The sequence below is a fragment of the Vibrio sp. 2096 genome, from assembly GCF_033339595.1.
GTDB classification, from domain to species: domain Bacteria; phylum Pseudomonadota; class Gammaproteobacteria; order Enterobacterales; family Vibrionaceae; genus Vibrio; species Vibrio alginolyticus.
In genome coordinates this window covers 117,984-142,141 of sequence record NZ_JAWOUX010000003.1, presented here as the reverse complement: position 1 = coordinate 142,141, position 24,158 = coordinate 117,984, and the positions used below count along the sequence as shown (strand labels likewise).

18 protein-coding genes are annotated in these 24,158 nt (G+C 43.8%); 10 read left to right on the top strand and 8 right to left on the bottom strand.

What is annotated here, in order from left to right; genetic code table 11:
• Positions 1-1,335 precede the first annotated feature (1,335 nt).
• Positions 1,336-4,008 (top strand): ATP-binding protein, encoded by a 2,673-nt coding sequence (locus tag R7Q41_RS07020; RefSeq protein ID WP_230850652.1) that lies wholly within the window; start codon positions 1,336-1,338, stop codon positions 4,006-4,008.
• 134 nt (positions 4,009-4,142) lie between these two features.
• Here R7Q41_RS07020 and R7Q41_RS07015 read toward each other — a convergent pair whose 3' ends face one another.
• Positions 4,143-4,616: a DUF1842 domain-containing protein gene (locus R7Q41_RS07015; RefSeq protein ID WP_005373450.1), complete on the bottom strand. Its 474-nt coding sequence runs from the start codon at positions 4,614-4,616 to the stop codon at positions 4,143-4,145.
• A gap of 283 nt (positions 4,617-4,899) precedes the next feature.
• Here R7Q41_RS07015 and R7Q41_RS07010 point away from each other — a divergent pair, with 283 nt between their 5' ends.
• The 3 genes from R7Q41_RS07010 (at position 4,900) to R7Q41_RS07000 (ending at position 8,734) form a co-directional block, all read left to right on the top strand.
• Complete coding sequence (locus R7Q41_RS07010) at positions 4,900-6,591, top strand: FAD-binding oxidoreductase (protein ID WP_005373452.1); 1,692 nt, start codon at positions 4,900-4,902, stop codon at positions 6,589-6,591.
• A gap of 87 nt (positions 6,592-6,678) precedes the next feature.
• The gene (locus R7Q41_RS07005; RefSeq protein WP_005373454.1) at positions 6,679-7,005 is read left to right on the top strand and encodes a hypothetical protein; all 327 of its coding nucleotides are present in this window, start codon (positions 6,679-6,681) and stop codon (positions 7,003-7,005) included.
• Positions 7,006-7,444: 439 nt separating this feature from the next.
• Positions 7,445-8,734 (top strand): linear amide C-N hydrolase, encoded by a 1,290-nt coding sequence (locus R7Q41_RS07000; protein WP_262606142.1) that lies wholly within the window; start codon positions 7,445-7,447, stop codon positions 8,732-8,734.
• 147 nt (positions 8,735-8,881) lie between these two features.
• Here R7Q41_RS07000 and R7Q41_RS06995 read toward each other — a convergent pair whose 3' ends face one another.
• The 5 genes from R7Q41_RS06995 to R7Q41_RS06975 form a co-directional block, all read right to left on the bottom strand.
• Positions 8,882-9,925 carry a GMP reductase gene (locus tag R7Q41_RS06995; RefSeq protein WP_005373458.1) on the bottom strand — a complete coding sequence of 348 codons (1,044 nt, stop codon included), beginning with the start codon at positions 9,923-9,925 and terminating at the stop codon, positions 8,882-8,884.
• Positions 9,926-10,362: 437 nt separating this feature from the next.
• On the bottom strand, positions 10,363-11,904 hold the full coding sequence (locus R7Q41_RS06990) for a bifunctional ADP-dependent NAD(P)H-hydrate dehydratase/NAD(P)H-hydrate epimerase (protein WP_017819911.1): 1,542 nt from the start codon (positions 11,902-11,904) through the stop codon (positions 10,363-10,365).
• Between the two features lie 86 nt (positions 11,905-11,990).
• Positions 11,991-12,428, bottom strand: a complete 438-nt coding sequence (locus tag R7Q41_RS06985; protein WP_005373463.1) for a PAS domain-containing protein — start codon at positions 12,426-12,428, stop codon at positions 11,991-11,993.
• Positions 12,428-13,432, bottom strand: coding sequence for a response regulator (locus R7Q41_RS06980; protein WP_005373466.1), 1,005 nt, complete (start codon positions 13,430-13,432; stop codon positions 12,428-12,430). Before R7Q41_RS06980 ends, R7Q41_RS06985 begins: the two co-directional genes overlap by 1 nt.
• Before the next feature lie 367 nt (positions 13,433-13,799).
• Positions 13,800-14,708 carry an aldo/keto reductase gene (locus tag R7Q41_RS06975; RefSeq protein WP_005387688.1) on the bottom strand — a complete coding sequence of 303 codons (909 nt, stop codon included), beginning with the start codon at positions 14,706-14,708 and terminating at the stop codon, positions 13,800-13,802.
• Positions 14,709-14,803: 95 nt separating this feature from the next.
• Here R7Q41_RS06975 and R7Q41_RS06970 point away from each other — a divergent pair, with 95 nt between their 5' ends.
• On the top strand, positions 14,804-15,217 hold the full coding sequence (locus R7Q41_RS06970; RefSeq protein WP_005387686.1) for a helix-turn-helix domain-containing protein: 414 nt from the start codon (positions 14,804-14,806) through the stop codon (positions 15,215-15,217).
• On the opposite strand, the gene R7Q41_RS06965 is transcribed toward R7Q41_RS06970, so the two are convergent.
• Positions 15,198-15,812, bottom strand: coding sequence for a hypothetical protein (locus R7Q41_RS06965; protein WP_318108144.1), 615 nt, complete (start codon positions 15,810-15,812; stop codon positions 15,198-15,200). The two genes, R7Q41_RS06970 and R7Q41_RS06965, sit on opposite strands and share 20 nt — an antisense overlap.
• Positions 15,813-16,282: 470 nt before the next feature.
• On the opposite strand from R7Q41_RS06965, the gene clcA reads away from it, so the two are divergent.
• A complete protein-coding gene (gene clcA / locus R7Q41_RS06960) occupies positions 16,283-17,686 on the top strand; it encodes a H(+)/Cl(-) exchange transporter ClcA (RefSeq protein WP_005373473.1) in 1,404 nt (467 codons plus the stop codon).
• 261 nt (positions 17,687-17,947) lie between these two features.
• Positions 17,948-18,895: a TDT family transporter gene (locus R7Q41_RS06955; RefSeq protein ID WP_005373475.1), complete on the top strand. Its 948-nt coding sequence runs from the start codon at positions 17,948-17,950 to the stop codon at positions 18,893-18,895.
• A gap of 44 nt (positions 18,896-18,939) precedes the next feature.
• Here R7Q41_RS06955 and folE read toward each other — a convergent pair whose 3' ends face one another.
• Positions 18,940-19,593, bottom strand: a complete 654-nt coding sequence (folE, locus tag R7Q41_RS06950; protein WP_005373478.1) for a GTP cyclohydrolase I FolE — start codon at positions 19,591-19,593, stop codon at positions 18,940-18,942.
• 287 nt (positions 19,594-19,880) lie between these two features.
• On the opposite strand from folE, the gene moeA reads away from it, so the two are divergent.
• The 3 genes from moeA to R7Q41_RS06935 all read left to right on the top strand — a co-directional run bounded on the left by moeA (position 19,881) and on the right by R7Q41_RS06935 (position 24,157).
• Positions 19,881-21,116, top strand: a complete 1,236-nt coding sequence (gene moeA / locus R7Q41_RS06945) for a molybdopterin molybdotransferase MoeA (protein WP_318108145.1) — start codon at positions 19,881-19,883, stop codon at positions 21,114-21,116.
• 9 nt (positions 21,117-21,125) lie between these two features.
• The gene (gene moeB / locus R7Q41_RS06940; protein WP_017635207.1) at positions 21,126-21,875 is read left to right on the top strand and encodes a molybdopterin-synthase adenylyltransferase MoeB; all 750 of its coding nucleotides are present in this window, start codon (positions 21,126-21,128) and stop codon (positions 21,873-21,875) included.
• Positions 21,876-22,051: 176 nt separating this feature from the next.
• On the top strand, positions 22,052-24,157 hold the full coding sequence (locus R7Q41_RS06935) for an LruC domain-containing protein (RefSeq protein ID WP_318108146.1): 2,106 nt from the start codon (positions 22,052-22,054) through the stop codon (positions 24,155-24,157).
• Position 24,158 lies beyond the last annotated feature (1 nt).

Sequence of the window (24,158 nt, the reverse complement as noted above, 5' to 3'; positions counted from 1 at the left end):
AGTTAATGATGTAACACACCTGTACTTGAGAAAAACATATGCCAGAGGTCCGCGTTACAATATCTCAGCTCCCGGCTCTAACTTCATAAACCGTACTGACAAAATTGGGCAGAAAAATTGAGATAAAAACAGTTCTAATCCTGTAAATTCAGAGAGTAGTAAATAGTTAGGGTAATAGGCCTTTCGATAGGATTCTTCTAAAGCAAGCGCTTGCCAATCCCCTCGATGGCAAGATCGTTTGACATATGGCAGCCACGCAGTCTCCTTAATAGAGGTAAGCGCGGCACTCAAGTGTGGTGTAATATGAAAGCCTTTTAACAGGCAGAAAAAGCCAATATCCATAGTATAAAGCCAACTATTTATAATATTGAAATTAAAATAATTTTTTCGGCAGTTATTTTGAAATTGCCGATATTTGATTTATAGACTAGAAAAAATCAGTTAGCCAGAATAGAGATCAAAAAAAACACTAAAAATAAGATTGTCAATTTATATCTCTAAAATTAAAGAATTTAATTTTTAAAGTTTAATGAAGTCCAATATAAGTTTAAGGTGTGCAATCTTTTAAAAGATATAAGTTTAAAGACATTTCAAAAAACTTATTAAGAAAAACATGAACTCACAAAAATAAATATCAAAATTATTAATAAAAAAACACCACTAATATAACAATGAATTAAGGTGGTTTGAAGATTAAAATGCCCATTTCATTTTCGTATATAACATTTTAACTACTAGTATTATATGTGGTGAAATAAGATAAATTTATTCAATCAACATATCCAATCGATTCAGGTTTACTGGGAAAAGCTATACGTTACAACGGAGTGAAATATGGCAAATAGGGATGGAAGAATTCCACTCAACGTATTACGACTCAAAGAACTGAGAAAGAAATTAGGACTGAGCCAAGAAAGACTGGCGGAAGAATGCTTTCAACAGGGTTTTGTCGTATCTATTGCTTCTATAAAGCGAGCAGAGTCTGGGGCGAATGTGCTGTATCGTACCGCATCCAATCTCGCGGAATACTTTTCTGTCCCCGTAGAGGACCTTTTAATAGATCGGGCCTCAGAACCATTATTTACAAATGTATCTTCATCACCACCATATTTTTTTATTTTTGCAATCGAAGCAAAGTGTGATTTGACCGCAAAGGCTCTGCAAACCTTACTTCTCAGCCAAAACACTACACCCATAATACAAAACCGAACGTTTGTTCTTACTTGGTCTTTACAGGAATCGGACGAATATATTTTTGAGCGAATTCGACAACTAGCCCTTCAATTAAAGGTTGCTCTTTCGGCTTCGATTCGGTCTTTTATCAATGTGAAATACATGCATCGAATCACTGAGCTATCGGAACATCCGAATGCGATAACCCCAATCAATGAAATCCTAGTTAAAATCCCTTGGGGAGAAATAGCTGCTTGTCCTTGCTTTATCTCGTCCAATTGTGCCAGACCAATAAAACCTTTTCTAACAGGAGAGCCAGACTTCAACAACTGGCATTTTGTATCCTTACACCAAAACCATACTGACTGTTTCGTAGGGCGTAAACTTGAACTAGAAACATTGAATAGCGGAATCAAGCGATGGCAAAAACAAGAAGCAGGCCAAACGTATTGTATTACTGGTACCGCAGGGATAGGAAAGACCAGCCTACTCAACCAGGTCATTTCGTCTTTGAGTCGTTCTTCGTGTTTAACCACAGAGATTCAAATCCTGAATCATGGCAGTGCTGATCTCTTGTCCCCTCAAAATATATTCACTCGGGCAATTTGTTCATTTACTCGTGAAGATACCGATGATTCTATTCGTCAGCAGACTGTCGAGTCATCAATTCCCTCTTCTTTCCATCTCTGCCTTTATTGGTTAATGGGGGTAACACTCAACGAATCAGAAAAACAGCTGCTGAACTTAATGGAGTTCCAAACGCTGAAACAAACGATAGAGCAATCTATCCCTTTCTTAATTCAACAACGGCAGACCAGCAAACCGCATTTGATTATTGTTGAAGATGTCCATTGGGCCGACGAGGTAATGTTGGCATTTCTTGAGACACTGCTACCTTATATTACAAACACCAATATTTTACTCTTTCTGACGTTTAGGCAGCAAAAACGACTTAGTTCCAAACAATCTTGGTTTGCCAACGTGAATCTAATCGAACTTAGGGAGTTATCATCTGAAGAGTCTTACGAGTTAGCTTGCTCAATCACATGCCAACAGAATAAACATATCAATGACTGTATAAAGCTTGCGAAAGGCCATCCTCTATACTTACGCCAAACACTACTTTGTTCTCAGTTTGATAAAGACGTTCCGGAGTCATTGGAACATTTAGTTTCGATACAATTAGCTCAACTTCCAGCCCAAGATCGCCAAGCACTCTGTACTGCATCTGTGTTGGGGCAGTACTTTCAACTGGAGCAACTGCGTGAAATCACTCGAATTCCCGGCTACGTACCAGATAAGTTAGTCGACGCTGGCTTAGTAAAACTCAATGGCGATCAATACCTTTTCCATCATGATTTGATTTGTAATGCTGTTTTCCGTCAAATAGACAAGTCACAGTGTTCAAAAATACACATGGCCTGCGCAAAATGGTATGAGAACCGAGATCGGTTCTTATATGCAGTCCATATCAATCATGCCAAGGGCGAAGGTGTATTTACTGTTCTTGACCAGACCGCCAAACATTACCTGAGCAATTATCAATTTGAAAAAGCACTGACTCTTATTGAATACGCTATTAAAGAGTCACCTAAAGCACAGATGGCGTATGCACTAAATATGAAAGGAAACTGCCTGTATTCGATGGGACGCATCAAAGAGAGTATTGAGGTTCTTGAGCAAGCGATTCATCACACAGAAAATGATTCTGAACGTGTTCAATACTATTTAGACCTCATTAACCCCTACCGTTTAACCGACAACTTTGTACAAGCGATGTCGATTTTAGACCAAGCCCAAGCCCTGTGCGAAAAGCTGACGTTAAATAAATCTTTGTGTGAAATTCACTCGATGAGAGGTAATATGCTGTTCCCCACTGGGCAGCTAGACGAATGTGAGAAAGAACATTTACTTGCATTAGATTACAGTCAACGAGCAAACTGTTTTCGCGCGAAAGCAAAATCGCTTGGCGGCCTCGGTGATTGTGCCTACGCACAAGGAAAAATGGCTCGCTCATACGAGCACTTAACCGAGTGTTTGCAACTGTGTGAAGAGCATCAGTTGCTTTCGATTGAAACTGCTAATCGCTACATGCTGGCAACAGTGATGATCTATCAACTGCAATCTGACGAAGCACTAAAACAGGCTCAGCATGCCTCGAATCTTGCCTATCTCACGGCAAACCGCCGAGCAGAAATTGTTTCTAGGCTTACGGCTGCATGGATCTTTCTCGACCGTAATGTCTTGGTGCAAGCTGAAAACGAAATCTCGACCGCTCTACAACTTTCAAAACAGCTTAATGCTCATCGATTTGTCGCTTTTCTTTTGGAGTCCAGTGCAAGATTGCACTGGTATCAGGGAAAAGAGGAGAAAGCCCTTTCGGACATCGACACGGCTCTAGATCTTGTTCATATCAATAAGCTACACAATTTTATTGGTCCTTGGCTCGTATCTACCAAGGCACTTATTTGTGGCGATGAATCAACGGCCCTCTCCGCTTTGCGCACTGGTGAGGCTTGGCTAGAATCTACCTGTGTTGGTCATAACTATTTACGCTTTTACCAACAAGGAATCCAAGTAGCGTGGCAGTATAAGCAGCCTACGCTACTTCGAAAATATCGCGATAAGCTGTCTAACTTCACCCAAGAAGATCCGCATCCATGGGGTGATTTTTATATTGAACAAGCGAATCTGATGCTTGCCTTACTCGACCAGTCCAGCTCCGTCTCTGAGTTGTTAAACTTCAATCAGGCCGCGCGTAAGCATCAACTGAATCAGGCTCAAATAAGTGTTGATGAGCTCGACCATTGGCTCTCCACATCTACTCAACCATGAAATATTCAATAAACGAAGAAAGTCGATTAATTGCACCGTCAAGTCATCGTGTTTACTCGATTTACCTCGTCAAACACAGATATTCGAAACCATCGAATATCTGTGTTTTGGCACAGTGTCATCGCTGATGAGATTTATGCTGGCGCAAGATCATTTTGCTCCACCTTAAAGTTCTCGATGCTAGGAACATGCTCAGGCAAAAGTAGAGTAACGCGTTGATTTGCTGCTTCAATCCATTTACCTGAACTATTTTTATATCGATAGAATGCCACGCCTGACTTCCAATCATCATTAAGTAGGAGGTTGAGCGTTACGTTATGAAGATCAGCTCCTAAAGGAGCAATGCCTAGATAAGGCTGGTAGCCCTGCAACGTCACCATGATATGACAATCACGCATCGTGCATTGATAGTTGAAACTACCATTGAGATCAGACACCACATTTAACGGTGGGTTAACTGCCTGAAAGATATGTCCTTTACCCACTATTGATTTGTCTTCGCTGGCCACGAGTAGATTAACATCGAAGCTCACTCCTCCAGGTAAGCCGTTACCAATTTGATAATGAGCAGTAAAAATTGCTTGTGATTCTTTTGAGTCCATTTTCATTGTGTTCTCCAACTGAATTTATTGTCGTTAGTGACCCATTCAATGTAGATAACACGTCATTCTGGTTCAGTATCAATTTAGGCTCAGATCTACTTGACTACATAAATTATCCACGGTCACGCAGATGCCGATCGTTCTTTTCATCAACCAGATATTGTTGCTCTCTCGCTGATGCTTTTGGCGATTTGTACAGAACAACTGATACCAAACTGATATGGTGAATGTATGCATTTGGTTTAATATTTGAACAACTATTCAATACATAAGCCAAATGGAAAAAATAATGGAACATGAATGGATGCAGGGAACTAAAGAAAACCAAGTGGTAGAACAGCACCCTAACCCTCAAATACAACGCCTCGCTGTACTTAGCGCGTACTCAATCTCAGTCAATAATGCCAAACTGTTTATTCAGAAAATGGATAAGTGCGGTTTTCCTAAAGAACGATTACTGACACCTCTTGAAAACACGGTTTCACCGGTTCCCGGTTTGAACCAATATCAAGTCGAGTCACTCATCTTCAATACTCGCTATCAACACCAACCCTTTGTCATTGTCATGTGCGAAAGTACGCAAGAAGTTCAGCAAGCCTATCTAACAGCAACTCAATTCAATCTCCCGATTCGTGTTCGCTCAGGAGGGCATGATCACGCAGGTGAATGCAGTGGTGACAACGTCATTTTGATTGACGTGAGCAGAATTAAGACCTTCCAATTGTGTGACAATATTGCCACCATTGGTGCTGGCTATCGCTTCTATCAACTGACACCAAAACTTGCAGAGCATGATCGAATGATTGCACATGGAACCTGTGCCACAGTTGGGTTGACTGGCTATATTCAAGGCGGAGGATGGGGCCCTTGGACGCGAAAATACGGCATGTGTTGTGAGCACCTAGTGAGTGCAACCGTGGTATTGGGTGATGGTACGATCACAGAAGTCTCAGCAGAGTCCAACCCTCACCTATTTTGGGCACTAAGAGGCGGCGGAGGCATGAGCTATGGCATTGTTACCGAGCTACGCGTAAAAACATTCCCTTTACCCAAAGAGATCCACCGCTTCGAGCTTCAGTGGAACCTCTATCCAAAAATCAACGGTATGCTTCAGCCAATACCAACGCACCCTACCATAGATGTGCTAAAAAATTGGGAGCAGGCTATAAAAAGCCTCGATACGCCTAAACTTCTTGGCACCAACTTGCAAATTGATGCTCTGCCTGAATCATCTAACCACTGTGATATTGAAACCATCAGCCATCACTGCACCATGTATGGCTACTGGGAAGGAACAGAACAAGATCTTCACCAATTTATAGCCGTTCAATTTGGCGCTTGCTTCCCTGATTTAGTTCAAGTCTATGAAGCACATGGCACTGACTTTGACGGGAAGAAATACGATCACTCCCTGATGAGCACATGGGGGCGCGATTCTTTGTGTCAAAACGGTTCTCCTTTCCCTCCCGATTATGACGCCCCAGCACCTCACAAAATCACTTCGCGATTGGTGTCAGAGCGAGGTCTTAAACCAGAAGGCTATACTGCACTTTTGCAAAGCTTAACTTCACCTTTGATAAAGCCAGAAAACCGCGATCAAGGGCTATTTAGTTACGTAACCTTAGGGGCGATCACTGGCGGTTTTTATCATCACTCAGACGACCTTGAAGACATATCTTTCCCCTACCGCCAGTGTCAATATACAGTCCAATACCAAACCTGGTGGAATGAAGAGATAAAGCAAAAACTAGAACTACAAAATAACCCAGTACTTGTTGATGTAAACAGAGCCATGGACTGGATTGATAAAGCCAGAGAAGCTGATATACCGGGAACCTATGGTGCCTTCATCAGCTTTAAAGATCCGGCAATTCCGACAAGCGTTTATTTTGATCGAAGCTACCGCGACTTAATCGGTATAAAAGAAAAATACGCTAAGGATAAGTTTAATCACCTTAGAACTAATAAGACCATCATTTAACATCAATATGCATCTTAAAAAGCATATATTAACAGAACGTCATTTGGCCGTTCTATCACGTATAGAAATTAAAAAAGAGGAAAAATTATGACAACTAAGGGTTCATTTTACGTTAAAAATAACTCCAACGATAAAATCACCGGATATGTGAGATTTAAAGACTCTCCGGAAATGGAGGTTCATTTCGACTTGAATATTGGCGAACAATCTGAATCTGCTAGTTTTGAATCCGGTGCCGCTACCCATGACTCCTGGTATTACAGTTTCAAAAAGGCAGGTAAAACCTATACTGGGGACAAGTCCTGTGCATACTATGCAAAAGATGAAAATAAAGGCCCCGTCGTTGTAGAAATCTTTAATGATAATTTAAAAATATCTCCACCACTTAGCGGTTCTTGTGAGAAAACTTTATAGCTGCTCACCTGATTCATCACTTCGCCCGAGACAGTTGCACAACTTCTCGGGCAGTTTCACTTCTCAGCATTTAAATTGCAAATTACCTTCATTTTCAATCATATTCTAAATATTGTAATTTTTATTCCTTCACGTTAAATCATCAAGATATATAATAATTTCAATATAAAATCAGACAAAATGATATTAACAATATGTATCATGTGATTATAAGGTAAAGTAATATCTTTAGTTCATCTCTTTTATATCAATTTTAACTGATACTAAACTGCTACTGACTTTTTTTGATTGAATGCTTAACTTAATAGCATGCGCTTATCTCAATGGCTAAAACCATTATTAAAGCGCAATTCATCTATATCCACGTAATCTCTAAGCATTTGATTCAGAGGGTTTCTTGGATATTCATCATTCAAGATAAACAACGGAAAGCATGGCTATGTGTACAGATGTTAATATCAATTATGGTTGCAACAACCAAACCTTATCCGCTAGAACCATGGAGTTTGCAGTTAACCTTCAGACCGAGATTTGGTTTAGAGCCCAACAAACTTACCAAATTACGACCTTTACTTCCGACGGAAAAGCCGACCGTGTTTTCAATGGTCAGCCGCCAAAACTTCACAGTAAAGAATGTGAGTTTCGAGCAAATTGGCAGGGAGAGTTGAGCTTCATACACTGCAATGCCATTACCCGGTATAATAACCCTCTTTTAACAGCTGATGGCATTAATGAATCTGGCCTTTCTGTTGGGTCACTGTACTTGCCCATTCTCAATCAAAATGTATCGACCTCTCACATCCCTGATGATGCCTTTGCATTAGGCAGCGGCCTGTTTGGTACTTTTATCTTGTCTACGTTTAATACTGTGGACGAGATGGTGACCTACTTCACCACCCACCCCGTTTACGTGTTTAACTCGACTATTTCAACTGGTGAAACAGAGAGTGACAACATGGCTTTGGACCAGCATTTCGTGATTCACGATGCAAATAATGACAGTGCCGTCATTGAGTTTCTTAACGGTAATATGCATATCTATCGAGCATTCAAAGAAAGCGATATGTTGAGCAAAGAGGAAAATCAGCAAGCACGCTATCAATGTACCGAATACGACTTTGATGATTATAAAGTGGTTGTGGACCACTCCTACGTTGGAGTAATGACTAACTGCCCAAATTACCATTGGCATGTCAATCACCTCTCTTATTTTTCCAATTTGCGCAACTACAACCCAGAACCGAACAATGAAGCAACCATGCAACGTCATGTCCAAGTGCCTGGCCCACTTCAATCAATCAATGGCGCTGGCTTGATGGGTCTACCCGCCGACCCAACACCGCCGTCTCGATTTGTACAAACCTATGCAATTAAGCAGTTAAGCGAACAACCAACTAACTTCGACGAAGCCTTCTCACTCGGACAAAAGCTACTTAATCGCGTTGATATACCTTTGGGCATCATGGCGAATGAGTTTGAGACATCCGATAACCCTGAAGTCTTTTTTAGTGATATTACCCAATGGAGCGTTATTAGACATAACAGTCATCAATCACCCGCGTTCTATCTGCGTACTTACGGAGACATGACTTGGCGAGTCGCTAATGTCAAAGACTATATTGGGTTAAATAGAGACTGTCAGATTTCAAGCGTTTTACAGCTCATGCCAGTTACAACATCATTACCGTTTGAACAAGTCGAATCTCGACAAACTATTAAAATCGCTTAGAGTTAATTTTGAAGCGCAAACAAATGAGAAGCAAAAAGCCAGAGTAAGAAATCAATCTCACTCTGGCTCATAGCTGCATATAGTATAGTTTTATCTGCTATAGATATAACGTATGGTTGCTTTTTACACTTGTTACATACAGTCGATTTACTCTTTACCGAACACGTTGTTCTCTTGTTCTTGAACGCGGATGAATGTAGTACGCTTGGTTAGCTCTTTAAGCTTTGCTGCACCTACGTATGTACATGTTGAGCGAACGCCGCCAAGGATGTCTTGAATAGTGCCGTGAACGCTACCACGGTATGGCAATAATACGGTTTTACCTTCGGCCGCACGGTAGCCAGCGACACCACCTGAGTGCTTGTCCATCGCGCTCTTCGACGACATGCCATAGAATTTCATGAACTTCTCGCCGTCTTTCTCGATCACTTCGCCGCCTGACTCTTCGTGACCCGCTAGCATCCCACCTAGCATTACGAAATCCGCGCCACCACCGAATGCTTTCGCTACGTCACCCGCACAAGAACAGCCACCGTCACCGACGATCATGCCACCAAGGCCGTGGGCTGCATCACCACACTCGATGATTGCAGAAAGCTGCGGGTAACCAACACCCGTTTTTACACGAGTTGTACATACAGAGCCTGGTCCGATACCCACTTTAACGATGTCTGCACCAGCTAGGATTAGCTCTTCACACATATCACCAGTAACCACGTTGCCTGCAGAAATGACCTTGTCTGGGAACTCTGCTCGCACGCGTTCAACATACTCGACCAAATGCTCTGAGTAACCATTTGCAATATCGATACAAATGAAAATAAATTCATCTGAAAGCGCCATGATGTCTTTGGTTTTTTGGAAGTCTGCGTCAGATGTCCCAGTAGACACCATAACGTTATTCATGGTTACTTTATCTGCTGATTTAGCAAACTCAGCCCAATCTTCTACCGTGTAATGTTTGTGAACAGCGGTCATTACACCATGCTCAGCCAGCGCTTTAGCCATTGCAAAGCTACCAACCGAATCCATGTTTGCTGCGATTACTGGCACACCAGACCATTGACGACCACTATGCTTGAATGTAAAATCGCGGGTTAAATTTACTTGAGAACGGCTCTTAAGGGTAGAACGTTTCGGGCGAAACAGTACATCTTTAAAACCTAACTTAAGTTCTTGTTCGATACGCATTGTGTAATTCCTTGATTCATATGTATATGTGTCATTTCAGAGTGCGTAGTGATTTCGTTGGCAGACGAGTTCACTGTTCTTCGGACACAAAAAAACCGGAGCGTTGGCAGACGCTCCGGTTTTCAGCATTATAGGCTGTGATTTATTTCCTACAAGTCTGATATTTGAATTTTTTTTGTGATACCATCTTGAAAATCGCGTATCAAAAACGCTCCCCAAGTCACCAAAACCTCTTATTATTTATAACTATCAACAACTTGAGAAAGCACTTAAGTTAACCCATTGCGCAAACCTTTGCGTCATATCTTAAAAATTAAAACGCATCACCTCTCAAATCTGCCTAAAACTCAATCACCTAATACTAAGATGCCCTGCTAATTCGTAAAAAAGTACTCAAAAAAAATCGACCAATTTTCTCAAAAATGCATGAAATCTAATTAAACTCGATAGAGCTCTTGGGTGATAGCGGTACGAAGAGTGCTAACGACATCACTTGCCAAAAGACCAATTTGACCATGCTGACTCACGTTTATATCGGCAGCATGACTGTGAAGTACCACACCTAAACGTGCGGCAACAGAAATTGGTAAACCTTTGGCTAGTAATGCACCAATGACTCCAGATAACACATCTCCCATTCCCCCCGTCGCCATTCCGGCGTTACCCGCTAGACAGACGTACATTCTCGTTCCATCGTAAACAAGCGTCCCCGCGCCTTTTAAAACCACTACACCGCCATAACGCTCTTGCAGTTGTCTTGCAGCAGAGTATCGGTCACTTTCTATTTGTTGAATGGTTACATTTAGTAGTCGAGCTGCCTCTCCAGGATGCGGCGTGATCACTCGATGGTTGTCGCACACCAGAGTGCTATCGCATCGCTGGCTCAGCATCGCTAGAATATTGAGGCCATCAGCATCAACAACTTTAGGTTTCTGCTCTTGAGCCAGATATTGATAGGCTTGATAAGCCCACTCATCATCTCCAAAGCCAGGACCAAACACGAATACATCAGCCCAGCGAATGCGTTTAGTTAAGTCGTTCTCAGTATCCCTGAGTAAGTCAGCGGTGATGCTCTGGCTCATTACTTCTGGGCAACCAACCTGCAGTGGAATAAGGCTACTCGTGTGAGTAATTGCGGCAGTTAAACCCGCTCCGGCTCTAATCGCAGCGGAGGAACATAAACGAATCGCTCCAGACATCCCTTGGTTGCCACCAACACAAAGCAACTTCCCGTTGTCACCTTTATGGACCGTTGGATTTGGCTTGGGCATTAATCTTGAAACAACCTGATGATCAATACCTAATGCACTTTCTACTTCGATAGTATCAAACTTAGTATTGACGCCTAAACCACAAAAGTAGAGCTCGCCAACTCGATCTCTCGCTTGTCCAGTGCATAAGCCTTGCTTAACCCCAATGAAGGTTACAGTATGCTCGGCACGAATAGCATCACCTAAAACTGCACCTGTATTAGCACACAGACCAGAAGGAACGTCGACTGCAATCACAGGGGTATGAATTTGATTAATTTGGTCAATATAGCGACGATACTCCGAACGAACCTCACCGCTTAAACCAGTGCCTAACATGGCATCGATGATCACATCTGCTTCTAGCAATGCGGTATTCCATTCATCCCAATCATTGTTAACACCGTCGATTGACTGCCAGTCTTGGTATGCGCGCAAAGCATCACCTTTTAGCACAGATACATCACCAATTTGGAAAACATGTACATTGAGTTGAGCTTGTTTCGCAAGAGATGCAAATACGTAACCATCGCCACCGTTATTCCCTTTACCGCAAATCACTAAGATATTTTTTGATTTAGGATACAGATGTAAAAAGCGCTCATACACGGCCATACCAGCGCGTTGCATTAAGCTATACATAGAAACACCAGCCATTTGCGCAGCCAGCGTTTCACCGTTTTTTACTTGCTCTGCGGTGTAGAGTTTTAGGGCGAGATTAAAGTCCATATTCACGTTCTACGCATTGGGAAACACAATTATAAGTATACAAAAAAGCCAAGGCGGACCTTGGCTTTTGAGAAAGTTTTTTATCGCTATTGATTCTGAGACATCAGAGCTTCAGCCGTCGCGTCTTGTATAGACAAAAACAACGAGTTGATTTTTCCAGTCGGTGTGCGCATTGGGTTCAACGTAACATTCTGGTACATAAACTCCGCTTGCTGCGTAACTGGTCGAACATTGCGACAGCAGAATAAGTAAGGTCGTTGTCGCCATGTGATGAAGCTGCGACAGCCTAGGTCATACACTGGTTTTGTTTTTAATTTAAACCACTCCTGTGGGATTTCAGGGAAGATATCAAATATAGAACGACCTATCGCATCATGAGACTGCAAACCACTGTGATGAGTCATAAACCCATTCCAGACCTGTACATTGTAATCTCGATCAATGACCACTAAGCCCATGTCAACGTTTTGTACCATATCCACCATCCAATGGAATTGTTCAAACTCTGCTGGCATATTCAACATTAGAACTCCTCCATTAGATAAGACAGTTTGTTATCAAGCAGCGGCAAGGATTCGTCCACAAACATAAACAACAAGTCACAACGAATCGACGTTCCTTCAATGTTGTAGCTCACTTCGAATGTCATCGTGCGGCTGAATGCTCCAGTTGTAGATTCAATGATCGAGTCAATTGAGATATGCTGACCAAGGAGTACTGGTGGACTTTGGAAGAATCGGACTTCAGACTGCTCGCCTAAACCATTTAAGAACGACCCCACCAAAATATTAGAAATATCCATTAGCAGCTCAAGCTCTTCTAGCTCTTCGCTGTCTGCTGGTACTTTCATCAACTTTTTGAGATCAGATACGCTTGAATCACTCAAAATCACTAGCGCTTCGCCAGCAATACCTTCGCCACAAAATCCCTGACAAACACCCGATACGTTGTCATGCGACGCCAAGTCGCGTAGCGCCATGTGAAGTTCGCTCACTTCAAAGATATTGACGTTCGGCAGAGGTAGTTGCACAAACACGTCAAAGTGACGCGCCAACGCATCGGCTGCTCGACCAATTGAAACGTTAGCCACTTCCATGTAAATATCGCGACGACGTAAAATCGGTAACTCAATAGAGACAGGCGTGATAATTTGAGGACGAGGTTCTGGCTCGACCAACTCTTTAAGCGCCTTCTTGAGTTCATCTTTGGCGATCGGTTTTTGAATAAACGCTTTTGCACCCAGTGCGAACACGCGCTCTTTCGCTTTAGGTTGGATATCCCCCGACACCACAACCACCGGAGTTTTATCCCCCAACCGTTGCATGTGCTCTAGTGTTTCAAAGCCATCCATTTCTGGCATGGTCAAATCAAGAAACATCAATTTAAACTCGTTTTTTTCGAGTTCTTCTAGCGCGTTTTTTCCGTGGATAGCAAACGTAATATCGGCATTCAATGTGGCTGGTAGTGATCTCGCCATCTGTTTGCGTGCTAACGCTGAATCATCACAGATGAGTACGGGAAAAGACATTCAATCACCTTTTTATATTCCACAATCTGCGCCGGAGTCTAACAGATTGTTACAGCATGTAATACGAGAAAACTGACGAGTTTTTTATTTCTTTATTATTCAATAAGCATACGCAATATGAATGAATGAGTGAACAAAATGACTAAAAAGCAAGCATCACATTCGCTGTTTAGTGACATAAAACAAACATGGGTAAAACTCCTCCACCAAAAGTAAGCAAAAAGTTGCAGCTAACATCCAAAGCCCATTTTTGCTCGAATTTCATTCTTTCCATTTCCATAATGGGTAAACAGTAACGCGCTAAAACTAAAAAGGCACCCTGCTAGAGGATGCCTTTAATAATAATTTCATCGATAAGATATCAATTCTATGGCACACCATGGCCTTTAGAAGCCACCCATACGCGATACCATTGCTCTCGAGTAAGTTCGATGTTCAATGCATTAACTGCAGTTTGCACACGCTCGATTTTACCAGAGCCAATGATTGGAATAGGGTTAGATGGCAAACGACGTACCCAGGCATAAATTACTTGGTCAATACTCGCTGCGCCCACTTCTTCACGAATTGCTTCTAATTCGTTACGGACACGAACAGCTTGCTCACTGTCACCACTAAAAATTGAACCACCACCGAGGCAAGACCAAGCCATTGGTCGCGTGCGCAACATTTGCATTTGATCAAGCGTTCCATCGTGTGCAACCTCAAAGTTAAGTGGGTTGATTTCCACTTGGTTAGTAACCAACGGCTTACCTAAGCGAGATTGCAGCAGTTCAAACTGGCGTGGAGTGAAGTTAGACACGCCAAAGTGCTTCACTTTGCCGACTTTATGAAGCTCAGAAAATGCTTCTGCAACCTCGTCTGCATCCATTAACACGTCAGGACGATGAATTAAAAGTACGTCGATTTCATCCACATTCAAACGTTCTAGCGAGTTATTCACCGATTGGTAGATATGTGCTGAGCTCGTGTCGTAGTGATTGATCTTACGCTCTGGCGTTTTATCGCCACACAAATTGATGTCGCATTTCGTCACGATCTGAATTTGCTCACGAACACTCTTGTCTAAAGCTAACGCTTCACCAAACAACGCCTCACACTCGTAATTGCCGTAGATGTCGGCGTGATCGACCGTCGTAATGCCTAACTCAATGTGTTGCTTAAGAAATGACAAACGCTCTTGAGCCGTCATTCCCCACTCAACTGCACGCCAATATCCTTGAACCAGCTCTGAGAACTCTGGGCCTTTTGGTGCAGTTACTACTTTTGCAACCATGGGTTTTCTCCTTCAATTGATCTGCATTCATCGTAGTCTTGTTTTCGTACCGGCTCAACGGGTAAACTTTCGCAATTCGAACTGGAGTACGAAATATGTCTTTTGCCCAACGCCTAGCCACCCTGATCGGAGAAGAAAGCATCAGCGGGTTCGCTCGACGCGTCGATGTGTCTGAAGCTTTAATACGCAAATACCTTAAAGGCAGTGAACCTAGCCTAACCAAAGCAAATCAAATTGCAATGCGCGCCAATTGCTCTCTCGAATGGTTAGCAACGGGATGTGGTTATTTATATCGCCGTGCTGAAGTCGTGGATATGGATGCGTACAAACTTGCCTTTCAACACGTTATGAATCAGCCGTTGTCAGACGATGCAGAAGAGCTACACCGCAAGCTAATCGCAGGCTATCAATACCTGCGCGCTCACAAAAAATCGGATGGTTTTTTGGATGAATCAGCAATGGCGACCTTCCTATCTCTCCATAAAGAATCTAAAAACGAGTCACTTTGACCTCGATAATTTCGCCATCACTGCGCAAGTGCACATTTAAGGACGGTGATGGCGTCAGAAACTCGTCCGGTTTTACCCAAAGCAAACTTCGAATCGCTTCTTGCGGATAGCGGTTCATCAACAAAATAACTTCTTTATCGACAAGTTCGGAAGATTTCTTTTCCAGAGCTTCAACGACATCATAGTGTTCTTGTCCGATAGTAACTCTGCGTAAAACTAACCCATCCTTTCTTAAGTTGAGAAGTAAGTCATTCAGACGCTGCCACTCGTATTCAGTAAGAAACGAGAACTGAGCACTTTCTCTTCTCAAAATCACTTCACCATACAAGTGCTGCTGGTAGTACGAAAAATCATCCAAACAAAATGCGTTGATAAACGTTGAGTTGTCTCGCAACTGCACTTCGCAACCATACCAGCTTCCACTTTTTTCTATACGTTCTTTTAAATTGGAATATGGCATTGCTGACAACGTGTCTTGCCACCAGCTCGGCGTTGAAAGTGCCGGAAACGTTACCGAACAACAACATAAAGAAAGTAAGAGTCGAAGATAAAAGCGCATGCACTGCTCTAGTTGGTTGACATCGAACCAAGACATTACTAACTGCAAGAAAATGTTCAAGAGAAAAATAGTGGCAGGTGGCGATGAAAGTTATGGTGATGAAAGTTATAACGCAGAAATTAAGAAGGCGCACATGTTCGTGCGCCTCTACCTCGTTACTCAATCGTGAGTGTGCGAATCGGCGATGTCTATTGATGCATCCCGAACATAAAACGAGGACTTACCGTAGGGTTTGAATCCATCCAAATTGTGTGTAAAACCTCACATCCCTCCTTCTGAAGCAGTCATGTTGCTTTACAATTAAAGCATGGTTCATTTTTCTCAAAAAACAAGTTTTTTATCCTAAATTATGAGAGCAATAGCACAATCTGAGTGAATGAATAATATCGCGACACTTCGAACACTCAATAGTGAAAAGCTAAATTGCATCTTTATTGATTAGGTCTAGACTCTGCGAAGCGTATACTTTCTTTCGTCCCTTCCCCCAGCAACAGGAGAGCTTGTTAATGACCAAACGCGAGAGAATTGTGAAATCTGTGTTGGCGCACGTACCGAAAGATGCGATTAACCAGTTTGTCTCTCGAGGGTCAACACCATTTTCTGTTCTCATTATGGCCGCCATTGTGGGTACGTTGGCTGGTTTTGTCGGTACGTATTTCGAGCTTGCCGTTCATTTCGTTTCTGAAACACGAACAGAATGGTTAAGAAGCGAAATTGGTAATGTTCTACCGTTGTGGCTGGCAGCGGTTCTCATTAGCGCACTTTTAGCTTTTATTGGCTATTTTCTTGTGCACCGCTTTGCGCCAGAAGCGGCAGGTTCTGGTATTCCTGAAATCGAAGGGGCAATGGATAATATTCGTCCAGTGCGCTGGTGGCGAGTTCTACCAGTAAAATTCTTCGGCGGCATGGGCGCACTTGGCTCAGGTATGGTGCTGGGTCGTGAAGGCCCAACCGTTCAAATGGGTGGTGCTGTAGGTCGAATGGTGACCGATATATTCCGGGTAAAGGATGACGATACCCGCCACTCCCTGCTCGCTTCTGGTGCTGCTGGCGGTTTGGCTGCGGCTTTTAATGCCCCACTCGCAGGCATTATGTTCGTTGTGGAGGAAATGCGACCTCAGTTTCGCTACTCTTTGATCTCAATTCGCGCAGTGATCATTTCTGCCATTATGGCGAACATAGTGTTTCGCGCCATCAACGGGCAAGACGCCGTTATCACTATGCCGCAATACCAGTCGCCAGAGCTTCAAACCCTATGGCTGTTTTTATTGCTTGGCGCATTGTTTGGCGTGTTTGGCGTGATCTTCAATAAACTGATTACCGTGGCACAAGACAGTTTTGTCGCAATTCACAAAAACGATCGTAAGCGCTACTTGATTGTAGGTTCGTTACTGGGAGGCGTGTTTGGCTTGCTTCTTTTGTACGTACCCCAACTAACTGGTGGTGGTATCGGCCTTATTCCTGACATTACTAACGGTAACTACTCGGTATCCATTTTAGTTTTGCTTTTCTTTGGTCGTGTAATTACAACCCTGCTCTGTTTTGGTTCTGGTGCGCCGGGAGGCATCTTTGCACCTATGCTTGCTCTGGGAACCTTATTTGGCTATGCGTTCGGAGCAAGTGCTGATGTCTTACTCCCTGCGCTTGATATCGAGCCTGGTGTATTTGCGATTGCGGGCATGGGTGCCCTGTTTGCAGCAACGGTACGTGCACCGATTACAGGTATTCTGTTAGTGATTGAAATGACGAATAACTACTACTTAATCCTGCCATTGATCATTACTTGTTTGGGCGCTGTGATTATTGCTCAATTGTTGGGTGGACAACCTATTTACAGCCAGCTGCTGCATCGCACAATCAAAAACGAAAAGTTACGCCAACAGGATCTACCGGAGAATCAATCAACATAACATTCTCTTTGTTATCACTTCGCTCCAGACTATCGAAGGGTTTGGAGCGATAAACTCTGCATTTTTACATCTTTTCCCAAATATTCGATACCAAACTCACAAAATTATCATTCTCTGATATTTGCTCACCACCTTTCATGAGAAACCCCTCTCCATACTTGTTAGTATTCGCTACTTAAATAGAGCATTTCATCCAAATCGTCATGTTTCGTTTCATTCAGGCAAAAATCAAATGGAGTAGATTTGAACTGGAGAAGACTTGTGCAGTTTTATAGTGTCCCGCCGTCTCAAGCCGCGTTGGCACTAGGTATGATAGGTTTAGGGCAAGCTTGGGCACTCTATGTTCCTGAGATTGGTGAACCGATACGCCCATTTTTGGCGTCACTCGGCGCACTTTTACTCGCCCCTGTACTCATAAAATATGCCGCGAATCCACGATTATTCATGGTCGACATTCGTCACCCGCTGAGTGGTAGTTTAATGGCACCAATGAGTATGGCGTTACTGATCCTTGCAGATTATCTTGCCGCTGTAGCGCCTATCATCGCTTATCCACTTTGGTTTATGGCGCTTTTGCTGCATTTTACTATGATGGTGCTGTTTTTTAGCTTTCAGCTAATGAACTTCAAAATGTCCAATATCGTACCGAGTTGGTTTCTTTATCCGGTGGGGCTGATCAGTAGTTCACTAGCCGGTTCTCAACTAGGTCACAACTTATTCTCCGAAACGTTAGCGATGATGTGCATCGGCATTTATTTCTTCATGCTGCCACTCGTGTTGTATCGTTTGGTGTTTTTCGGCTCTCTACCAAGGCGAGCAAGACCGACCCTCGCGATTATGGCCGCGCCGGTAAACTTGTCATTAGCAGCATACTTGGTGAACTTTCCCTTACCTGATCCGATACTGACAGGCGCATTGGCCGGGATCGCCATCACTATGACGTTATTGATCTACTTATGTTACTTCCGCTTACTTCGCTTGAAGTTTCAACCTTCTATCGCGGCAGTAACCTTTCCTTCCGTGATCAGCGCCATCGCAATGCATCGCTTGACTTCTTTTTTCGCCGAATCGCACCCTCACTGGCACTGGCTACACGACTTTGGTTTTCTAGAGCTCAGTATCGCGACTGTATTGGTTGTTTGGGTATCGGCAGGTTACGTCAAAATGTATTGGCCAGAAATCATGAAGTCATTTTCTAAACAAGCATAAAAAAGGATGGCGTTTGCCATCCTCTTAGAATAGTGCTTGGTTACCTAACGTAAACCGTGCAGAAACTCGGCACGCGTTGCTGGGTTGCTTTTGAAGATACCGCCCAATGCTGTTGTCGTGGTTTCGCTGGTTGCATCCATCACACCGCGAGATTTCACGCAGTAGTGTGTTGCGTCAATCGTCACTGCCACATCATCGGACTCAAGCAACGTTTGAAGTGCAACAAGAATTTGCTGAGTCATACGCTCTTGAACTTGTGGACGCTGGGCAAAGAAGCGAACGATACGGTTGATCTTTGACAGGCCAATGATCTTGCCACGTGGAATGTAAGCCACAGCAGCCTTGCCATCGATGGTCACAAGGTGGTGTTCACAAGTACTGGTCACTGTGATGTCCTTCACGCGAACCATCTCGCTCACGTTCATCTTGTTCTCAATCACCGTGATTTTAGGAAAGTTGGAGTAATCCAGACCAGAGAAGATTTCGTCAACGTACATCTTAGCAATGCGGTGAGGGGTTTCTTCTAGGCTATCGTCAGTGAGGTCAAGTTGAAGCAGACCTAAGATCTCACGCATGTGGTGTTCGATCTTCTCTTTCTTCTCTTCACGACTTACGTTGTTTGGACGCATTGGCGTTTCCAAACCGCGTTGCTCTAGCGCTTCTTTTACTAACTTCGCTGACTCGCTAAGACCTGACATTCCACTTCCTCTTTTGTTTTACTTCAGCCTTCGTACAAACCCAATCAAAATTGCATTCATACTTTTCGCTTTGAGTTGCTCAGTTCGTGTCTTTACACCAAGTCACATCAGATGAAGGTACTGAGCTGATTTTCTTGAGCTCCGCAGGTTTTTTACCCCTTTTGGATGGCTGACAAGGATACTCGGATTTTTGAATAATTACACCCATATTTTATAGGTGGACATTCTTACTCAGTCCCCTTTTATGGTAAAGTTGCCACAAAACAAAAGAACACAGGATTTTCTCAATGGGCTGCTGCGACGCACCTGGCTTGATGCCAATTGAAGAAGCGATGGACAAAATGTTATCGCGAATCAAACCTATCCAAACAACGCTTTCTCTTCCACTTGCTGAAGCACTCGGTTTTGTACTGGCAGAAGATATCTTGTCTCCTATCCACGTACCGCCATTCGACAACTCAGCAATGGATGGCTACGCTATTCGCATTCAAGATCTTGAGTCATCTTCTGTATTGCCTCTGGCAGGTAAATCATTTGCAGGACAACCTTTTGAAGGTGAATGGCCTCAAGGTACCTGTGTTCGCATCATGACTGGCGCAAAAATCCCACAGGGTTGTGATGCCGTTATCATGCAAGAAAACACTGAAGTGACAGATGATGGCATTCAGTTCAACCAAACCGACGTGAAGCCACAAAACAACATCCGCCCAACAGGTGACGACATCAAGCAAGGCGACATCGTACTGGCAAAAGGTGCACGTTTGACACCTCGCGATATTCCGATGATTGCGTCTCTTGGTATAAGCCATGTGACAGTAGTACGTAAGCCAAAAGTTGCTTTCTTCTCTACTGGTGATGAACTTAAACCACTGGGCGAGCCGCTAGACGAAGGCCAAATCTACGACAGCAACCGTTACGGCATTAAACCACTTATTGAGAACTTCGGTTGTGAAGCAGTTGATCTTGGCATTATTCCAGATTGCCCAGAGACTCTGAAAGCGACCTTTGAACAAGCACAAACGTTGGCTGATGTCGTTGTTACCTCTGGTGGAGTCAGCGTTGGCGAAGCGGATTACACAAAAGACATTCTTGAAGAACTTGGTGAGATCGGTTTCTGGAAGCTAGCAATCAAGCCGGGTAAACCTTTCGCGTTTGGTAAGCTAAGCACTGCTTGGTTCTGTGGTCTTCCGGGTAACCCTGTTTCTGCAGTTCTTACTATGTACGTGCTTGTTCAACCAATGCTGGCAAAACTTGCAGGCCATACAGAATGGAAAGCACCCGAGTCTATTCCAGCAACAACCAAAACCGCCTTTAAGAAAGCGCCAGGTCGTACCGATTACCAACGTGGTATCTACACATTGGAAGATGGCAAGTTTGTGGTTGAAACAACCGGTAACCAAAGCTCTGGCGCATTCCGCTCAATGAGCCTAGCGAACTGTTTTGTTGTCTTGGAACGTGAACGCGGCCGAGTTGAAGTGGGCGAAACGGTTCAGATTCAACTATTCAACTCAACCCTTTACTAGGAAGTCGTTGTGGATATTCTTTCCGATCAGGAAATGTTGCGTTACAACCGCCAAATCATTCTTCGTCAGTTTGACTTTGAAGGACAAGAAGCACTCAAACAAGCATCGGTATTAATGCTTGGTGCTGGCGGTTTAGGCTGCGCATCAAGCCAATATTTGGCGACTGCTGGTGTAGGTAAAATCACGCTGATTGATGATGATATCGTCGAGCTGTCTAACCTTCAGCGCCAAGTGCTGCACCACGATGCGGATATTGGTTGTAAGAAGGTAGACTCGGCGGCCGATGCACTACGTGAACTTAATCCGCACATTATCGTAGATACCATCGCAAAACGTCTTGATGATACAGCGTTAGAAAGCCTGATTAAGCAGCACACTATTGTTGTCGATGCATCAGATAACGTCGATACGCGTAATCAACTTAACCGCCTATGTTTTGCGACCAAAACACCGCTAATTTCAGGCGCGGCCATTCGCATGGAAGGCCAAGTGAGTGTGTTTACTTATGATGACCCAGCGCAACCATGTTACCAGTGCTTAAGTGCCCTCTTCGGCAGCGGTGCGTTAAGTTGTGTCGAAGCCGGAGTCATGGCGCCTGTTGTGGGTATTGTTGGCGCAGTACAAGCGATGGAAGCGATTAAAGTGATTGCTGATTACGGCCAACCAAAGAAAGGCAAAATTCTGATTTTGGACGCGCTCAGCATGTCTTGGCGAGAAATGAATCTGATGAAAATGCCCACCTGTCCGGTTTGTAGCTAGTTCTAAACCTCTAATCATTCCCAAAAAGCCCAACTCGATGCTGGGCTTTTTTCTCATTTTGACAATCAGATTTAAAACCCTTCTTCTTACAAATATTAACCCAATAAAATTCAACAACTTAAAAGTTGGCACATTCCTTTCATTGCATATATCACGAACCAATGAGAGGGCGAATTATGAAAAGGACATCACTACTACTTGGGTCTCTAATAGCGAGCGCTTATGCACAAGCGGCGCCATTTGACACATGCCCAAGCAAAGCATACCTGTTCCAATCAACCCCGGTTCAAATCTATGGTGTCAATTTGGTTACAGGTTCTACGACTCTTTTAGAGGACGACACAGGTTTGGCTTCGGGCATCAACGGTGTAGGCTTTAACTTCACTGACCGTTATATCTACGGCTACGACACCACAAACAAAAAGATTGTTCGCCTTGGTCAAGACTTCCAAGCAGAGACACTTGATGTTTCGGGTCTTCCTACTGACCACACGTTTTACGTAGGTGACGTTTACAACCACGTCTACTACTTGTACCGCAAAGGCAAAGGACTTTTCTCCATTGACCTTTCTCCGCTCGATTCTGATCCAAATGCGACATTGAGCATCGTGAAAATCAGCTCAACAGCGACGGTGAATCTAACCGACTTTGCATTCCACCCAGGCGACGGCTCCCTTTACGGCATCGACAATAACTCTGGAGTGCTATACCAGTTCAACCCATCGAATGGTAATACGACTGCGATAGGTGACACTGGCGAGCTAGGCACATTTGGTGCTGGCTACTTCGATGTAAACGGCAACTACTACGTGTCACGCAACCAAGACGGCAAAATCTATCGTGTTGACCTTTCGGAAGGTAACGCAGCCAATATCGCAGCAGGTATCGTTCCTGCGGTTGAGTTTGTATCCAACGGTCCAAGCTCAAGCCAAAATGATGGAGCACGTTGTGCAAATGCTCCAGTGATTGACGAAGACGAGCCAATTGATTTTGGTGATGCTCCAGACAGCTACCACACCACGCTTGCGTCAAACGGTCCTCGCCATGAGGTGGACGGTGTAACTTGGCTTGGTTCAGTCGCTCCAGATGGTGATGCCGACGGTCAAGCAAACGACAACTCTGTTGGCACAGCTGATGAAGATGGTGTTGGTTTTGTATCCGCACTTGACCCAGGCTTAAGTTCAATTGTGAATGTGACGGCTTCCACTTCTGGCTACCTATCAGCATGGTTTGACTGGAACCGCGATGGTGACTTTGATGATGAAGGCGAACAAGTCTTTACTGACGAATTACTGTCTGCGGGTAATAATCCCCTACCGTTTGTAGTTTCAACCGCTGCAACGGAAGGGTCTAGCTGGAGCCGATTCCGCTTTAGCCAACAAACCGGATTAAACTACGATGGTGGTTCGACGTCTGGTGAGGTGGAAGATTACCCAATTACCATCACTGGTAATGGTTACTCAGTGGAGTATTTCCCGAGTGCAGAAGATTACGCCACCGTGGCTTACGAAGATAACTGGCCATACACCGCAGACTACGACATGAACGATGTGGTCGTGAAATTCCGCATCACTGAAACCAGTCTTGCTGGTCATGTTGAGAATATCCAGATTACAGGTGACCTAGCGGCCTACGGCGCAAGTTACAAAAATGGCTTCGCAATCCGACTACCGGGTGTATTGAGAAGCTCGATTGAAAACGGATTAACAACGCTATCCTTCAATGGTGTAGAACAAGCATCTAATGGTTTGGAAAGTATTTCTGATGAGGCAATTTTCATCATCAGTGAAGACTTAAGCACACACGCGGCTAGCAGCTGTAGCTACTTCCGTACCGAGTCTGGCTGTGATGATAACGTTTCACTCACCTTTACCTTGAATGTGTACTTCACCGAAGGCTCTGACCGTTCAGCCATTCAAGCCATGCCATACGACCCGTTCATCTTCGCAACGCCGGGGACTTACCATGGCGACGGGATTACCTTCCAACCAGGTCGTAAATGGGAAGTTCACTTAGCAGACCAAGCACCAACAGAACAGTTTGATGACCAAAACCTCTTCGGTGTCGGCGTCGATGCCAGTGACCCTGCACAAGGTGTGTACTTCAAAACAGCAAACAACTTACCTTGGGCACTGTTGATAGTAGAGGATTGGGATTGGCCGCTAGAGCGTGTAGACATGGTCGATGCATACCCTCAATTCCAAACTTGGGCTGAGTCTGGTGGCGAACTAAGCACAGATTGGCACACCGCTCCAACACCTAACAAATGCTACATTCCATAGG

What these genes read in the sequence shown, in the direction of transcription:
- R7Q41_RS06935 (WP_318108146.1), top strand. Translation starts at nt 22,052, where the DNA reads ATGAAAAGGACATCACTACTACTTGGGTCTCTAATAGCGAGCGCTTAT.
- moeA (WP_318108145.1), top strand. Translation starts at nt 19,881, where the DNA reads ATGGGCTGCTGCGACGCACCTGGCTTGATGCCAATTGAAGAAGCGATG.
- R7Q41_RS06965 (WP_318108144.1), bottom strand. Translation starts at nt 15,812, where the DNA reads ATGTCTTGGTTCGATGTCAACCAACTAGAGCAGTGCATGCGCTTTTAT.
- R7Q41_RS06985 (WP_005373463.1), bottom strand. Translation starts at nt 12,428, where the DNA reads ATGTTGAATATGCCAGCAGAGTTTGAACAATTCCATTGGATGGTGGAT.
- R7Q41_RS06990 (WP_017819911.1), bottom strand. Translation starts at nt 11,904, where the DNA reads ATGGACTTTAATCTCGCCCTAAAACTCTACACCGCAGAGCAAGTAAAA.
- R7Q41_RS06970 (WP_005387686.1), top strand. Translation starts at nt 14,804, where the DNA reads ATGTCTTTTGCCCAACGCCTAGCCACCCTGATCGGAGAAGAAAGCATC.
- R7Q41_RS07005 (WP_005373454.1), top strand. Translation starts at nt 6,679, where the DNA reads ATGACAACTAAGGGTTCATTTTACGTTAAAAATAACTCCAACGATAAA.
- R7Q41_RS06975 (WP_005387688.1), bottom strand. Translation starts at nt 14,708, where the DNA reads ATGGTTGCAAAAGTAGTAACTGCACCAAAAGGCCCAGAGTTCTCAGAG.
- clcA (WP_005373473.1), top strand. Translation starts at nt 16,283, where the DNA reads ATGACCAAACGCGAGAGAATTGTGAAATCTGTGTTGGCGCACGTACCG.
- R7Q41_RS07000 (WP_262606142.1), top strand. Translation starts at nt 7,445, where the DNA reads ATGTGTACAGATGTTAATATCAATTATGGTTGCAACAACCAAACCTTA.
- R7Q41_RS07010 (WP_005373452.1), top strand. Translation starts at nt 4,900, where the DNA reads ATGGAACATGAATGGATGCAGGGAACTAAAGAAAACCAAGTGGTAGAA.
- R7Q41_RS06980 (WP_005373466.1), bottom strand. Translation starts at nt 13,432, where the DNA reads ATGTCTTTTCCCGTACTCATCTGTGATGATTCAGCGTTAGCACGCAAA.
- folE (WP_005373478.1), bottom strand. Translation starts at nt 19,593, where the DNA reads ATGTCAGGTCTTAGCGAGTCAGCGAAGTTAGTAAAAGAAGCGCTAGAG.
- R7Q41_RS07015 (WP_005373450.1), bottom strand. Translation starts at nt 4,616, where the DNA reads ATGAAAATGGACTCAAAAGAATCACAAGCAATTTTTACTGCTCATTAT.
- R7Q41_RS07020 (WP_230850652.1), top strand. Translation starts at nt 1,336, where the DNA reads ATGCATCGAATCACTGAGCTATCGGAACATCCGAATGCGATAACCCCA.
- R7Q41_RS06995 (WP_005373458.1), bottom strand. Translation starts at nt 9,925, where the DNA reads ATGCGTATCGAACAAGAACTTAAGTTAGGTTTTAAAGATGTACTGTTT.